12 protein-coding genes, 1 tRNA gene and 1 riboswitch are annotated in these 13,435 nt (G+C 41.9%); of the genes, 6 read left to right on the top strand and 7 right to left on the bottom strand.

The features are described from left to right. Window positions 1-76 precede the first annotated feature (76 nt). The 7 genes from F907_RS08795 to F907_RS08825 all read right to left on the bottom strand — a co-directional run bounded on the left by F907_RS08795 (window position 77) and on the right by F907_RS08825 (window position 8,935). Complete coding sequence (locus F907_RS08795; protein ID WP_005187690.1) at window positions 77-514, bottom strand: CopG family ribbon-helix-helix protein; 438 nt, start codon at window positions 512-514, stop codon at window positions 77-79. Between the two features lie 301 nt (window positions 515-815). After that, window positions 816-4,421, bottom strand: a complete 3,606-nt coding sequence (gene uca / locus F907_RS08800) for an urea carboxylase (protein WP_016652228.1) — start codon at window positions 4,419-4,421, stop codon at window positions 816-818. Between the two features lie 9 nt (window positions 4,422-4,430). Further along, the gene (locus tag F907_RS08805) at window positions 4,431-5,075 is read right to left on the bottom strand and encodes an urea amidolyase associated protein UAAP2 (protein WP_016652227.1); all 645 of its coding nucleotides are present in this window, start codon (window positions 5,073-5,075) and stop codon (window positions 4,431-4,433) included. Window positions 5,076-5,091: 16 nt separating this feature from the next. Further along, a complete protein-coding gene (locus tag F907_RS08810) occupies window positions 5,092-5,829 on the bottom strand; it encodes an urea amidolyase associated protein UAAP1 (RefSeq protein ID WP_016652226.1) in 738 nt (245 codons plus the stop codon). 46 nt (window positions 5,830-5,875) lie between these two features. Then, window positions 5,876-5,977, bottom strand: a riboswitch (guanidine-I (ykkC/yxkD leader). Further along, window positions 5,963-6,145 carry a hypothetical protein gene (locus tag F907_RS18770; protein ID WP_016652225.1) on the bottom strand — a complete coding sequence of 61 codons (183 nt, stop codon included), beginning with the start codon at window positions 6,143-6,145 and terminating at the stop codon, window positions 5,963-5,965. (Overlaps the previous riboswitch by 15 nt.) A 38-nt stretch (window positions 6,146-6,183) precedes the next feature. Further along, window positions 6,184-7,437 carry a serine hydroxymethyltransferase gene (gene glyA / locus F907_RS08820; RefSeq protein WP_005313196.1) on the bottom strand — a complete coding sequence of 418 codons (1,254 nt, stop codon included), beginning with the start codon at window positions 7,435-7,437 and terminating at the stop codon, window positions 6,184-6,186. A 247-nt stretch (window positions 7,438-7,684) separates the two neighbouring features. Beyond that, window positions 7,685-8,935 carry an alpha/beta fold hydrolase gene (locus tag F907_RS08825; protein WP_016652224.1) on the bottom strand — a complete coding sequence of 417 codons (1,251 nt, stop codon included), beginning with the start codon at window positions 8,933-8,935 and terminating at the stop codon, window positions 7,685-7,687. Window positions 8,936-9,169: 234 nt separating this feature from the next. Between F907_RS08825 and F907_RS08830 the strand changes: the two genes are divergently transcribed. The 6 genes from F907_RS08830 (at window position 9,170) to queF (ending at window position 13,434) form a co-directional block, all read left to right on the top strand. Continuing rightward, complete coding sequence (locus F907_RS08830; RefSeq protein ID WP_016652223.1) at window positions 9,170-9,862, top strand: putative quorum-sensing-regulated virulence factor; 693 nt, start codon at window positions 9,170-9,172, stop codon at window positions 9,860-9,862. Between the two features lie 140 nt (window positions 9,863-10,002). After that, complete coding sequence (locus F907_RS08835; RefSeq protein ID WP_016652222.1) at window positions 10,003-10,584, top strand: hypothetical protein; 582 nt, start codon at window positions 10,003-10,005, stop codon at window positions 10,582-10,584. 121 nt (window positions 10,585-10,705) lie between these two features. Beyond that, window positions 10,706-10,781: transfer RNA gene (locus F907_RS08840), tRNA-Arg, on the top strand. A gap of 135 nt (window positions 10,782-10,916) precedes the next feature. Further along, entirely contained in the window at window positions 10,917-11,852 is a 936-nt protein-coding gene (locus F907_RS08845) for an ABC transporter ATP-binding protein (RefSeq protein WP_005242001.1), read from the top strand. Then, window positions 11,849-12,622 carry an ABC transporter permease gene (locus tag F907_RS08850; RefSeq protein WP_005274670.1) on the top strand — a complete coding sequence of 258 codons (774 nt, stop codon included), beginning with the start codon at window positions 11,849-11,851 and terminating at the stop codon, window positions 12,620-12,622. The genes F907_RS08845 and F907_RS08850 overlap by 4 nt, the downstream gene beginning before the upstream one ends. Continuing rightward, entirely contained in the window at window positions 12,619-13,434 is an 816-nt protein-coding gene (gene queF / locus F907_RS08855) for an NADPH-dependent 7-cyano-7-deazaguanine reductase QueF (RefSeq protein ID WP_016652221.1), read from the top strand. Before F907_RS08850 ends, queF begins: the two co-directional genes overlap by 4 nt. Window position 13,435 lies beyond the last annotated feature (1 nt).

Here is a 13,435-nt window from a genome sequence, read left to right as displayed (position 1 = left end):
AATCACCCCATATCTTTTTTGAAATTTTGCCCAGAGCACGTCTCAATCACGTGTTGAGCGACAATGCCGCTGCATCCTAATCGTTTTGCTGTAAGGGGGGCATCACGGCATCCATGAGTTCCAGATGCCCTTTAATCACCCCTTTTAAGGCAGTAAATTGTTGGCTAATCTGTTTAAGGTCATTACTGCCACCTTGTAACAGCATGACTTCCAATATTTTTTGTTGATCCAGTTGAATATGTAATGAACTGATCACCTGTTCTAAAAATTTTTGTTGTAAGTCTAAGAGTTGCATACGCAACGGCATGCAACTGGCGTCATAGAGCAAGGTCAGTGTACCCACCATGACTGCATTTTGCTGTGCCTGTTCAGCAATTAAATGCTTGTTAATCATGTCGACAATCGCCTGAGAGCGACTTTCATAATGCTCTTCGACAATGGTTTGATCTAAGGCTTCAACCGTCTTTTCAGGGACGGTAATACTGATTCGAGTCAGTTTTGGACGTGCATTCATAATGATCAGACTACTGTTTGGGTAGCTGGGTTTGCTTTACATACAGACCTGCTCGGACGCTCAGTAAATTGGCAAAACAGCGCACTGCAACTTTGAAATACTGAATTAGGATTGATTGTGTTTTCATAACCACCTCAGCCTTAGTAATACCAAATTTATAATTCGTAATATTTAATGCAGTATCTATGCCAGTTTTTTAGCCAAATAAAGTAGAAAAAACCGTGTGAATTGCTGAATAAATGCACATAAAAAAAGCCCGATGTTTCATCATAGGGCCTTTTCTGCATCATGAATTTGATTGCTATACAGCAGGCGCAAGCGTGAATAATGCCTGTCCTGTTTTTACCGTTTGTGCTTTATCAATCAAGATACTGTCAACTTTCATTTTTGCAGGCGCAAGGATTGGAATTTCAATTTTCATTGCTTCAATTACCGCCAAGGTTTCACCTTCTTCGATAATATCGCCTACGGTACATTCAATTTTCCAGACCGAACCCGGCATATGTGACTCCACGATCATGCCACCGCTCGGAACAATTATTTCTGAATCATCCAGTACTGCATCCATACTTTCGGAAACATATTCAGCCAAGCCTGCTTCATGCCAGCGATGGCGTTCCTCTTCAAAATTACTTTGTTGAACCTGTTTAAAAGCTTGAATACTGCTTTCATTGTCTTTTAGAAAAGCATTGTAGTCTTTGAGATTCAGTACCCCTTCTTCGATCCGCAGTTGCAAACGTCCTGCTTTAAAGTCTTCACGCATTTCTAACAGCTCAGATTCAGACACTTCATAAAAACGGATCTGGTCAAAGAATCTGAGCAACCACGGCTTGTGCGCTTCAAAATTCGGATTTTGACGATAACGACTCCAAACCTGTGTAGTACGTCCTACAAACTGATAGCCACCCGGCCCTTCCATGCCATAAACACACATATAAGCCCCGCCAATTCCGACCGCATTTTCAGGCGTCCATGTTCGAGCAGGATTATATTTGGTGGTGACTAAACGATGTCTCGGGTCTAGCGGTGTGGCAACAGGTGCACCCAGATAGACATCACCCAAACCCATCACCAAATAAGCGGTATCATAGACCACGTCTTTTACTGCTTGCTTCGATGCAAGACCGTTAATACGGCGAATGAACTCAATATTGTCTGGACACCATGGTGCATCTGGACGAACCAATTGCGTATATTTTTCGGTGGCAAGTTGGGTTTGCGAATCTTCCCAAGCTAACGGCAAATACACAGTTCTAGACGGTACCTGCATATGTTCAATATCGGGTAATTCACTTTCAGCCACTTGTAACAAGCGCAGTAAATCCAGTTGCTCCAAAACCATTGAATCATAATGAATCTGTAATGAACGAATGCCTGGGGTCAAATCAATGATGCCCTGAATATTTTGTTGCTGCACCCATTGCATTAAGGCATGAATACGGAAACGTAAATTGAGATCTAAGACCAGTTCACCATATTCCACCAACAAATACTGGTTACCTGCGGGACGATAGCTCACTTTGGGTTTATCGGCACCCTGATCCAAAGTCGCCAACACCGCATTTTTTAAAGTGACAGGCTCTGCTTTGAATATAGGTTCAAAATTAACTTGTAATGCCGTTTCATCCTGTAACGCCGATTGATAACGCTGTTCTAACTGTTGCGCCTGCGCATAACTGACAGGAACAAATTTCACTTTATCGCCTGCTTTGAGTTGACCTAATTTCCATAACTCTGAGTTGATCACCACCGCAGGACAAACGAAACCGCCTAAACTCGGACCATCTGGCCCTAAAATAATCGGCATATCTCCCGTGAAATCAATTGCACCAATCGCATAGGCATTGTCATGGATATTCGACGGATGTAGACCTGCCTCACCGCCATCAATCCGTGCCCATTCAGGTTTCGGGCCAATCAAGCGAATACCGGTACGACTCGAGTTAAAGTGAATCTCCCAGTCTTGATCAAAAAACATGGCAACATCATTCGGCGTAAAAAAATCAGGTGCACCATGCGGACCATACATGACCGCGATTTCCCATTCGGTTTTAAAACTTGGGATTTGTTCTGGTGTTAATGCAGCCGTTTGCTCAGCTTTCGCCTCCGTGATTGGCAACATATCGCCAATCAGTAAATTACGCCCTGCATGACCACCAAACTGCCCCAAGGTAAAGGTCGCTAAACTGCCCAAATACGCAGGCAGATTAAATCCATGTTTAATCCCAATATAACTACGGCAACCCGTACTGATACGACCGCATTTTAACACCTGACCTTTACGCACATTGATGCTTGACCACATCGCGACTGGCTGACCATCCAAACTGGCCTCCATCTCACCGCCAGTGATGGCAATCTGACTATCACAATGAAACTTTAAAGTCGGTCCAAGTAAAGTACATTCTAGCCCCGAACTATTGAACGCATTGCCCAACAATTGATTGGCAACATTTAAACTCAATGCATCCATCGCACCTGAAGGCGGAACACCGACATCCCAATAGCCCAAGCGACCTGTTACATCTTGCACTGCAGTTTGAATCCCTGCCTGTAACACCTCTATTTTTTGGGTTTTCCATTCAAACTGATTCAAGAAACGGGTGGTTTGTGTGCCTTGCCCAAATACCTCACCCGCAATAATTTCCTGTAAATACTCGAGATTGGTTTCAATCCCTGCAATCTCTGTATTACTTAGGCTATTTTGCATAGCAACGATGGCCTGCTCTCGATCCGTTGCCGTCACAATAATTTTTGCAATCATCGGGTCATAGAATGAGGAAACATTTGAGCCTGTTTCGACCCAAGTTTCCACCCGTGATTGAGGGTCAAATTTGACACTGGTCAATAAACCCGCGCTGGGTTGAAAGTTTTTGATCGGATCTTCGGCATATAAACGCACTTGAATCGAATGACCTTTGGGCGGTGCAATCTGTTGCGGTGCTTGCCAATCCCCACTGGCCAAGCTCACCATCCATTCCACCAGATCAACGTCATACACCTGTTCCGTTACCCCATGTTCCACTTGCAAGCGTGTATTCACTTCCAGAAAGTAAAACTGTTGTGTGTCGGTATCCATCACAAATTCAACCGTACCCGCGGAACGATACCGCACCGACTGCATCAATTGAATGGCAACCTGTTGAATATACGTGCGTTGCTCATCATTCAAATGTGGTGCAGGTGTTTCCTCAATCACTTTTTGATTACGGCGTTGTACCGAACAATCACGCTCACCAAGTGCAATGACATGGCCTTGGCCATCTCCAAAAATCTGCACCTCAATGTGGCGCGCATTTTCGACAAACTTTTCCAGATACAGTCCCGCATCTTTAAAGTTCGCTTGCGCCAGATAGGAAACGGTTTGATAGGCTTCTTTTAATTCCTGTTCATTCCAGACCCGACGCATGCCAATACCGCCACCGCCTGCAGTGCTTTTCAGCATCACGGGATAGCCAATCTGATCGGCCTGAAGCAATGCATCATCCAAGTCGATAAGCAACTGGCTACCCGGTAGCAAGGGCACATGGTTCTGAATCGCCAATGCTCGTGCGGTATGTTTTAGACCAAAATCACGCATTTGCTGTGAGGTCGGACCAATAAAGGCAATACCCTGTTGCTCGCACAGATCACAAAATTCGGCATTTTCTGATAAAAAACCATAACCTGGATGAATCGCTTCAGCCCCAGTGTGCTGTGCTGCAGCCAGAATTTTTTCAATATTTAAATAGCTTTGCTGTGCAGCTGAATCACCGATAAAAATCGCTTCATCGGCTAAACTGACATGCAAGGAGTCCCGATCCGCTTCGGAATAGACGGCAACCGATTGAATCCCAAATTTCTTTAAGCTACGAATGACACGACAGGCAATCGCCCCACGATTGGCAATCAGTACTTTTTTAAACATTATGCCACCTCACGCGTCACGTATAACAAGTTGGATTTTGGTCGGGTTATAGGCATTACAAGGATTATTCAATTGCGGACAATTTGAAATCAGAACGATCAAATCCATTTCGGCTTTGATTTCGACATATTTACCCGCTGCCGAAACGCCATCTTCAAACTTTAAATGACCGTCTTCGGTTACTGGCACATTCATAAAAAAGTTAATATTGGGGCCGATATGACGGACATTGAGCTGATGCTTTTTGGCGATCGGATGCTGTGCCAAGGCGTACATAAAATTATTACGGCAACTGTGCATCGGATATTTATCATGTGCATAACGCACCGTATTGCTTTCACATGAACATGCGCCACCTAAGGTGTCATGTCTGCCACAATTGTCATCGACAATACGAGCAATTGGACGGGCAAAATTACTAAATAAAGTTGTACCTTTTTCCAGATAAAGTTGCTGATTTTGCGCCAAGGTATCGGTTGCGCTATAACGTTCTTCGGCGTTGTTGGCACTGATAAATAAGGTATCAACGGCTTGGTTTCCTTCCAGATCAATAATGCGGAAATACTGACCTTGTTTCACCTCACCCATCCATGCTTCACCTGCAAGGCAAATCTGGTCTAAAACAATCTGTTCAATTTTTGCTGATGCTGTCATTTTCTCGCTCCCCACCTTAATTCGACAATGCGTAATAGCGTGTGTTATTGGCAAAACCACGTTGATTTTGAGCGCAAGAATCCCGACAAACATCTTGTTCAGTTAAGGCATTGGCTTTGAATAGACGAAGTTGGATATCGGCGGGTTGATACTGTGTAGATAAATCGAGTGGATGTGGTGCCGCAGAAAGAAAAACCAGACAATCCATTTCAAAGCGCAGTTCAATCTTTTGCTGTTGATTGTCGTCTGTGACATAACTTAATCGACCATGATCATCGGGCTGGACTTTTGAAAATAAATTCACCGTCGCGCTCAGATCCGCTTGGCCTAGACCAAACTTGGTCAATTCCACCAACAAACTATCCAAACCATTTTGATGCATGCCATTACGTGCATCCTGAAAGTTTTTCTGGCCAAACTGTTGTGCAATGTGCTGGGCGGTACTCGGGCCACAAAACACATCATTCCAGCCATGTTGATCTTGAACAATGGAGGCCATTACACGGCCAAGATCAGAATACAAAACATGCCCTGTCGAGAGAAAAGCTGTATGCTGTGCTTTTAGACTATCGGGCATATTAAAACGTTCAAGCTTGTTATCAGCATTGACACAGAACAAAGACACATTGGCCTGTTGTCCCAACGCTTCGAGCTGTAAAACGGCCCCGCGTTGAATGCGACCAGACCAATGATGTCCACCGGGTAATGTTTCTTGCCACAGTATTTTATTGTCGTGATAGAACGATTGATTCATAACAAACCTCTTGCGGATGCTTAACCTCGTTATGGCAATATGCCTGTCCTCCCGGGCTTTTATCCCTCCGTGTAGTTCTATCGAACCGTTCTCTCTCGGACCAGTCATGCCTCCATACAGAGACATCGGAACCCTAGACAACTTTATCTATGTTGTTATGAAGCAAAAGACATGCCAGATTAGTAATACGATTTTGCATATTCGTAATACCAAAAAGGTCATTTTTAGCTTGTTCAGAGTGCATTTTTAAAAACAAAGCACCAATTTGAGGCTGTGAAATTGGAATAATTGATATTTTTAGATTTTGTTTACCCATAAAAAAAGCGCCTTACGGCGCTTTTTTAGCTATACAAATTAGTTTGCATACACAGGGAATTTTGCACAAACAGCTTCAACTTTAGCTTTTACGTCAGCAATCACTTTCTCGTCACCTTTGCTGTCGATCACATCAGCGATCCAACCTGCAAGTTCACGTACTTCAGCTTCACCAAAACCACGAGTTGTCACTGCTGGCGTACCAATACGGATACCAGAAGTTACGAACGGAGAACGTGGGTCATTTGGAACCGCATTTTTGTTTACAGTGATGTGCGCTGAGCCTAACCAAGCATCAACTTCTTTACCCGTTACGTCTTGTTTAATCAAAGACAATAAGAATAAATGGTTTTCTGTACCACCAGAAACAACATCATAACCACGTGCAATTAACACTTCAGCCATTGCTTGCGCATTTTTCACAACTTGTTGCTGGTAAGTTTTAAACTCATCAGACATTGCTTCTTTGAAACAGATTGCTTTAGCAGCAATCGCATGCATCAAAGGACCACCTTGGTTGCCTGGGAATACAGCTGATTGAAGTTTCTTTTCGATTTCTTCATTTGCTTTCGCAAGGATTAAACCAGAACGTGGACCACGAAGTGTTTTATGTGTTGTGGTAGTTGTTACGTCTGCAATTTGCACTGGATTAGGATAAACACCCGCAGCAACTAAACCAGCAACATGCGCCATATCAACAAAAAGGTATGCACCTACTTTGTCTGCAATGTCACGGAAACGCTGCCAATCAACGATTTGGCTATAAGCAGAGAAACCAGCAACGATCATACGTGGCTTGTGTTCCAACGCTAAACGCTCTACTTCTTCATAATCAATTTCGCCAGTTTCAGTATTTAAACCATACTGAACAGCGTTATATGTTTTACCAGAAAAGCTTACTTTAGCACCGTGAGTCAAGTGACCACCGTGAGCCAAGCTCATACCAAGAACGGTATCACCTGGGTTAAGAAGCGCTAGGTAAACCGCAGAGTTTGCTTGTGAACCCGCATGTGGTTGAACGTTTGCATAGTCTGCACCGAATAACTCTTTTGCACGATCAATTGCAAGTTGTTCAATCACGTCCACATATTCACAACCGCCATAGTAGCGTTTGCCAGGATAGCCTTCTGCATATTTGTTAGTAAGTTTTGATCCTTGTGCTTCCATTACAGCTGGTGAGCAATAGTTTTCAGATGCGATTAACTCGATATGTGCTTCTTGGCGTACGCCTTCAGAAGCAATTGCTTGAGCTAATTCTGGATCAAATTCAGCAATAGAGATATTGGCAAACATTAGCGGAGGGTCCTATGAATTAGGGCTTTTAAGCCGTGCTAAAGATTGGTGCATATTGTAGCACGAAGTTTATGGTTTCACAGATTGATATTTATTTAATTATTCGTGAATTTTATTCATTCTTACTCATGGTTTTAATAGATAAAAATCAACAAGCTATTTTTTATACACTTTTACATCTTAGGGGCTAAAATTGAAAAAAGCCCAATCTTCTCAAACAGGAAAATTGGGCTGCTGCTCTCGTCTCTTAATTATTCGCCGGCATTGCTGCTTTCACATCATTCACAATATTACCGATGTTTGCCCCGTAAGCTGTATTATGATCCCATTTTACAGCGTTACCATCATCAGTAATATATTGAATTGACGTCCCTTTTTGTTGCGCAGAACTCACCAATGTATTGGTTGCCAATCGAGGAACTGTTGTGTCATTGGTTCCCTGATAAATAATAATTGGTGTACTCACTTTAACAGTTAAAGGCTGTCCATCGTTAGTGGTAAAGTTTTTAACAACAGGAAGGTTTAAGAAGTTATCTTGGGTACGGCCATAACCATTTAAACTACCATTCGTCACATCATATTGTGTCATGCTCGCACCAAAGGCATTCGCAAGATCACCCGAACACGCCGTTTCAGCATATTTCTGAGCAATTTCTGCCGTTGGATTTTTAAAAATTTGACTATATGTTAGGTCTGGATTTGAATTTCGTAGTCCTGCGGTAATCAGTGCAGTAAAGGTATCTAGATTTGCATAAACGGGAATCTGTACTGCTGTTGGTTTCCCTGTAACAGATAGCTCGCCGAGTGTTAAGATTAAATCTAGATTAGAGGCAGGCGCAACCGCGACCGTCCCTTTGTAATCTAGCTTAGCCCGACTTTGATATTGCGCTGCGCCCAAAGCTGCTTGTCCGCCTTGAGAATGCCCAACTGTCATCCATTGACGTGAAAGCAGTTTACCTTGCCCAGCTAAATAATATCGTGCAGCAACCACTGCATCGGTAATCGAATAGGCTTCACTTTTTACATTTAGGAATGGATGAAGTTCACGCCCACTCGGTTCTCCTAAACCTTCATAATCGGGTGCAACCACCACATAACCTGCTGCCAAAAATTGGCTAATCATACTTTGAATGGCTGGATTAGTTGCATTGCGACTTGGCGCACATTGATCTGCAACACCTGTGGTGCCATGTGCCCAAGCAACAATTTTCCAGCCGCCTGCAGGTGTTGGCCCGCCAGGTACAAACAATAAACTGGTTGCCATGGTCTCTTTTCCATCCTGCCCCAACATCTTATAAGTCATGACTGAACTTTCAGCAGCCACGGCACTAAAGTCGGTCTTGGTATAGGCAACAGGAATACCAACCACAGGGTTTTTAATATTATTTTCTGGAATATCTGGCTTAGGTACAAACGAAATATTGTCATCATCGTCATTACAAGCTGTAAGCAACAAACTTGAGCTAAGAAGTGCAACCGTTAATAATTTCATATTCATGTCATGTTTCCCTGATTATTATCGTTTTCATTCTAAAGCTTAGTAATTCTTTTACTAAGGCAATTAGTTACATAAGAATGCGCTTAATATCAAATTGTTCAAGTATTTTTTTATTTTGTTGCTTATTTATCCACTTTGTTAAAAATTTAAAGCCCCTCACTCTCATTCAATACTGCTTGCCGTAAATTTCTTGTAAGATATCCCAGCACTCAATTCAAGCTAGGCGGCCTTTAAATGCAAGCAATCATCTTAGATACTGAAACACATACACTGAATGGTTTGCCAATTGAAATCGCCTATGCTCCAATTGAAATCAACAATGGAAAACTCAGTCTCGATAAAAAACAAATTTTTGACCAGCTTTATCAGGTTGGTCAACCAATTTCCTATGCAGCAATGGCTGTGCATCATATTTTAGAGTCTAATCTGATCAAGCAACCTTTTTATAATGAATTTCAACTTCCTGCTGAAACAACTTATATCATTGGGCATAACGTTGACTACGACGTGGCTGCAATTGCACGTTGTGGTGTCGACACCTCAAAATTAAAACCGATTTGCACCTTAGCTTTGGCTCGTCGTGTCTGGGAAGATGCTGAAGCACATAATATTTCCGCCCTGATTTATTTGATTTCAAAAGGGAGCGATAAAGCACGAGAAATGTTGAAAGGCGCGCATCGTGCAGACGCTGACATTATCCTAACCGCCAACATCTTGATGCATATCATTCATCAACTCAACATTCAAAATATCGAACAACTTTATCTTGCTTCAGAAGAAGCGCGTATTCCTAAAAGTATTACTTTTGGCAAACATAAAGGTACAGCCATCCAAGACCTCCCTGCCGATTACATTCAATGGCTGATGCGTCAGGATGATCTTGACCCGTATTTACGCAAAGCTTTAGAGGCTAAACTCGTTAAATAAGGGATTGTGTTCTCAATTTTTAGGTTATTTGCCACTTACTTTAAACAAGGCGATGATATTTAATAATTTGTTAACATAATTGTCATTTTTTAACCTTATCTTAATCTCCGTCTAGATCTTGATTTGGGGGAGATTAAGAGATGTCACATTTTTTTAAAACCGAGCTTGGGCAAACTGCGTTACAAGAACGTAATATTGCATTAACAGCACGTCAACGTCGTCTATTGCTTTTAATTGATCATGAAGATTTTAAAGACCTTGATCAAGACTATAAAGAACGTATCGCACCCACTGAACTGGTTCAGCAACTCATTGATATGGGCCTGTTAGCTGAACAAGGTCCCTCTCTGGTTAAACAAGCAGACCTAGAACCGATACTAAAAAATAATGATCACAAAACTGTATCAACACCTGTTGCAGTACAAGAAAGCATTACGGCTGTACCAACACCCGTTGTAACTGAGCCAGTAATAGAACCTGAAATTATCGAGCTAGAAAAATTACCTTTTGTTGAAATCCAGCAAGTCATGATTCAAACACTCACGACCTATTGCGGTCTAATGGCTCGCCCGCTCATCCAGAAGATTCAGTCAATTCATTCGTTGCAACAACTTAAAGCTTGCCAAATGCAATGGACCACCTCTTTGCAAGAATCACGGATTCCACCAGCTCAATTGAATCAAACATTGAAATTAATTAATTATTCTGTACAGCATTTATAGTTAGATGTGCAGAATCTTGATAAATCTAGAATAAAATTGATGTTTTAATAATCAAGAAGCACCTTTATTAGAAGGTATATATTTACCTGCCTGTGTTTTTTGCCTATGATGTGGCACGCATGCGCTCATAGCTCAACTGGATAGAGTACAGGTCTCCGAAGCCTGTGGCGTGGGTTCGAGTCCCGCTGAGCGCACCATTTCTTCTTTTCTGCATTATTTCTCTTATTTTTATAATCGTTCTGTTTTTAACACGCCATAAACCTATTTTTCTACTTGGTTTATTTTTTCATATCGCTCAAAATACTCGTTCTATTTAACAACGTGAGACGTTTATGACTGATGCTTTGGTGTTGAGCGATTTGTCCAAAACCTATCGTAATGGTTTTCAGGCGTTAAAAGGAATTGATCTGACCGTTCCTGAAGGCGAATTCTATGCATTATTAGGACCTAATGGTGCAGGCAAATCAACCACGATCAGTATCATTAGCTCTTTAACCAAAAAAACATCTGGTTCAGTTGAAATTTTTGGGCATAACTTAGATACCCATCCTTCACATGCAAAACAATGTCTTGGTGTTGTTCCTCAAGAATTTAACTTTGGTCAATTCGAAAAAACCTTCGATATTCTAGTGACTCAAGCAGGCTATTACGGCATTCCTAAAAAACTGGCCGAACAACGCGCTGAACACTATTTAGAAAAACTCGGTTTGTGGGAAAAACGCAATATTCAATCACGTATGCTCTCAGGTGGTATGAAACGCCGCTTGATGATTGCACGTGCCATGATGCATGAACCTAAATTATTGATTCTTGATGAGCCGACCGCAGGTGTCGATATCGAGCTACGTCGTTCAATGTGGGACTTCCTCACTGAAATGAATGAAAATGGCACGTCGATCATTCTGACAACACATTATTTAGAAGAAGCAGAAATGCTGTGTCGTCGCATCGCGATTATTGACCGTGGTGTAATTAAAGAAGATACCACCATGAAAGGTTTCCTCAATCAGCTAAATGAAGAATCATTTATCTGTGATTTAGCTGAGCCAATTGAAGCCTTTGACCTCAATATTATTGGTTTTAAATTTAATCTGATTGATCCTGTTACTTTAGAAGTCACTATGGATAAGGCACATAACATGAATGACTTATTCTTGTTATTACAGTCACAAAATATCCAAGTCAGCAGTATGCGTAATAAGTCCAATCGCTTGGAAGAACTGTTTGTGAAAATGGTCGAAAAGAATCTTGCAGGAGCGGATCAATGAATTTCAGTCAATTACAAACCGCTCTCTGGACTTTAGTTGTTAAAGAAATTCGTCGCTTTATGCGAATTTGGCCACAAACCCTACTTCCACCCGCCATCACCATGAGTTTGTACTTTGTGATTTTTGGCAATCTGGTTGGTTCACGTATCGGTGAGATGGGTGGCTTTAGCTACATGCAGTTTATTGTGCCCGGCTTGATTATGATGGCCGTGATTACCAACAGCTATGCCAACGTTTCATCAAGCTTCTTTAGTGCAAAATTTCAGAAAAGTATTGAAGAACTGATCATGAGCCCTGTACCTTTACATCTAATCCTATGGGGTTATGTCATTGGTGGTGTCAGCCGTGGCGTGTTGGTAGGCTTGATCGTCACGATAATGAGCCTGTTCTTTACCCATTTGGAAATTTATAATTTATTTGTGACGATCTATACTGTCATTATTACTTCATTATTGTTTTCACTTGGTGGTTTTATTAATGCCGTCTATGCCAAGTCCTTCGATGATATTTCAATTATCCCGACTTTCGTATTGACGCCACTCACCTATTTAGGTGGTGTGTTTTATGCCATTAGTGCACTAAGTCCATTTTGGCAAAACGTCTCTTTAGTTAATCCAATTGTATATATGGTCAATGCCTTCCGTTACGGTATTTTAGGACACAGCGATGTCAACGTTGCCTTCTCTTTAGGTGTCGTGACTCTTTGTTGTGTTGTCCTCTATGCAATTGCATATCATTTATTAGCTCGTGGTTCAGGAATGCGTGAATGAGTGTTGAACATTCTTTATTGGGTAAAGATACCCAATACCCTACTCAATATCAGCCAGATGTTTTATTTCCAATTGCGCGTGCCGAGTCTCGCCAACAATATGCACATATTGAAGGTATTACTCAAGGCAAAGACTGGTGGCATGTATTCGAAATTTCATGGCTAAATAGCCTTGGTTTGCCACAAGTCGCCATTGGTCGCTTGACCTTACCTGCCAGTTCACCCAATTTAATTGAATCAAAGTCACTTAAACTTTATTTCAATAGCATGAACTTCACTCAATTTGAGTCTAAAGAGGCTTTTATTGAAACAGTTGAACGGGATTTATCCCATGCTGCTGGCGCGAAAGTTGAGTTACAGCTTTTTCAAGTTGATGATTTAGAGATTTCCAAACCACAAGGGATCTGTATCGATGATCTGACTCCTGAGCGTTTATCAGAACATCCTGACTCCAGCTTGTTGCAGTTAGATACAACTGCAGAAGATGACGTTGAAATTGAGCTGTACTCGCATTTATTAAGAAGTAATTGTCCTGTGACCGGTCAGCCAGACTGGGGCACTGTTTTTATTCGTTTGCAAGGTAAAAAGCCTTGTTATCGCAGCATTTTAGCTTATATTATCTCGTACCGTCAGCATAATGGTTTTCATGAACAATGTGTTGAGCAAATATTTGCGGATATCTGGCAACTGCTACAACCAGAAAAGCTGATGGTCTATGCAACTTATACTCGCCGCGGGGGCTTGGATATTAACCCATGCCGAGTATCAGATTTGTCATGGATGCCCGAGCCAATTCGCTTGGCACGACAATAAA

Origin of the sequence: Acinetobacter colistiniresistens, from assembly GCF_000413935.1 — a bacterium.
GTDB lineage: Bacteria > Pseudomonadota > Gammaproteobacteria > Pseudomonadales > Moraxellaceae > Acinetobacter > Acinetobacter colistiniresistens.
This window is presented reverse-complemented; position numbering and strand designations above follow the sequence as displayed.

What these genes read in the sequence shown, in the direction of transcription:
- F907_RS08830 (WP_016652223.1), top strand. Translation starts at nt 9,170, where the DNA reads ATGCAAGCAATCATCTTAGATACTGAAACACATACACTGAATGGTTTG.
- F907_RS08810 (WP_016652226.1), bottom strand. Translation starts at nt 5,829, where the DNA reads ATGAATCAATCGTTCTATCACGACAATAAAATACTGTGGCAAGAAACA.
- glyA (WP_005313196.1), bottom strand. Translation starts at nt 7,437, where the DNA reads ATGTTTGCCAATATCTCTATTGCTGAATTTGATCCAGAATTAGCTCAA.
- F907_RS08850 (WP_005274670.1), top strand. Translation starts at nt 11,849, where the DNA reads ATGAATTTCAGTCAATTACAAACCGCTCTCTGGACTTTAGTTGTTAAA.
- F907_RS08805 (WP_016652227.1), bottom strand. Translation starts at nt 5,075, where the DNA reads ATGACAGCATCAGCAAAAATTGAACAGATTGTTTTAGACCAGATTTGC.
- F907_RS08835 (WP_016652222.1), top strand. Translation starts at nt 10,003, where the DNA reads ATGTCACATTTTTTTAAAACCGAGCTTGGGCAAACTGCGTTACAAGAA.
- F907_RS08825 (WP_016652224.1), bottom strand. Translation starts at nt 8,935, where the DNA reads ATGAATATGAAATTATTAACGGTTGCACTTCTTAGCTCAAGTTTGTTG.
- F907_RS08845 (WP_005242001.1), top strand. Translation starts at nt 10,917, where the DNA reads ATGACTGATGCTTTGGTGTTGAGCGATTTGTCCAAAACCTATCGTAAT.
- uca (WP_016652228.1), bottom strand. Translation starts at nt 4,421, where the DNA reads ATGTTTAAAAAAGTACTGATTGCCAATCGTGGGGCGATTGCCTGTCGT.
- F907_RS08795 (WP_005187690.1), bottom strand. Translation starts at nt 514, where the DNA reads ATGAATGCACGTCCAAAACTGACTCGAATCAGTATTACCGTCCCTGAA.
- F907_RS18770 (WP_016652225.1), bottom strand. Translation starts at nt 6,145, where the DNA reads ATGGGTAAACAAAATCTAAAAATATCAATTATTCCAATTTCACAGCCT.
- queF (WP_016652221.1), top strand. Translation starts at nt 12,619, where the DNA reads ATGAGTGTTGAACATTCTTTATTGGGTAAAGATACCCAATACCCTACT.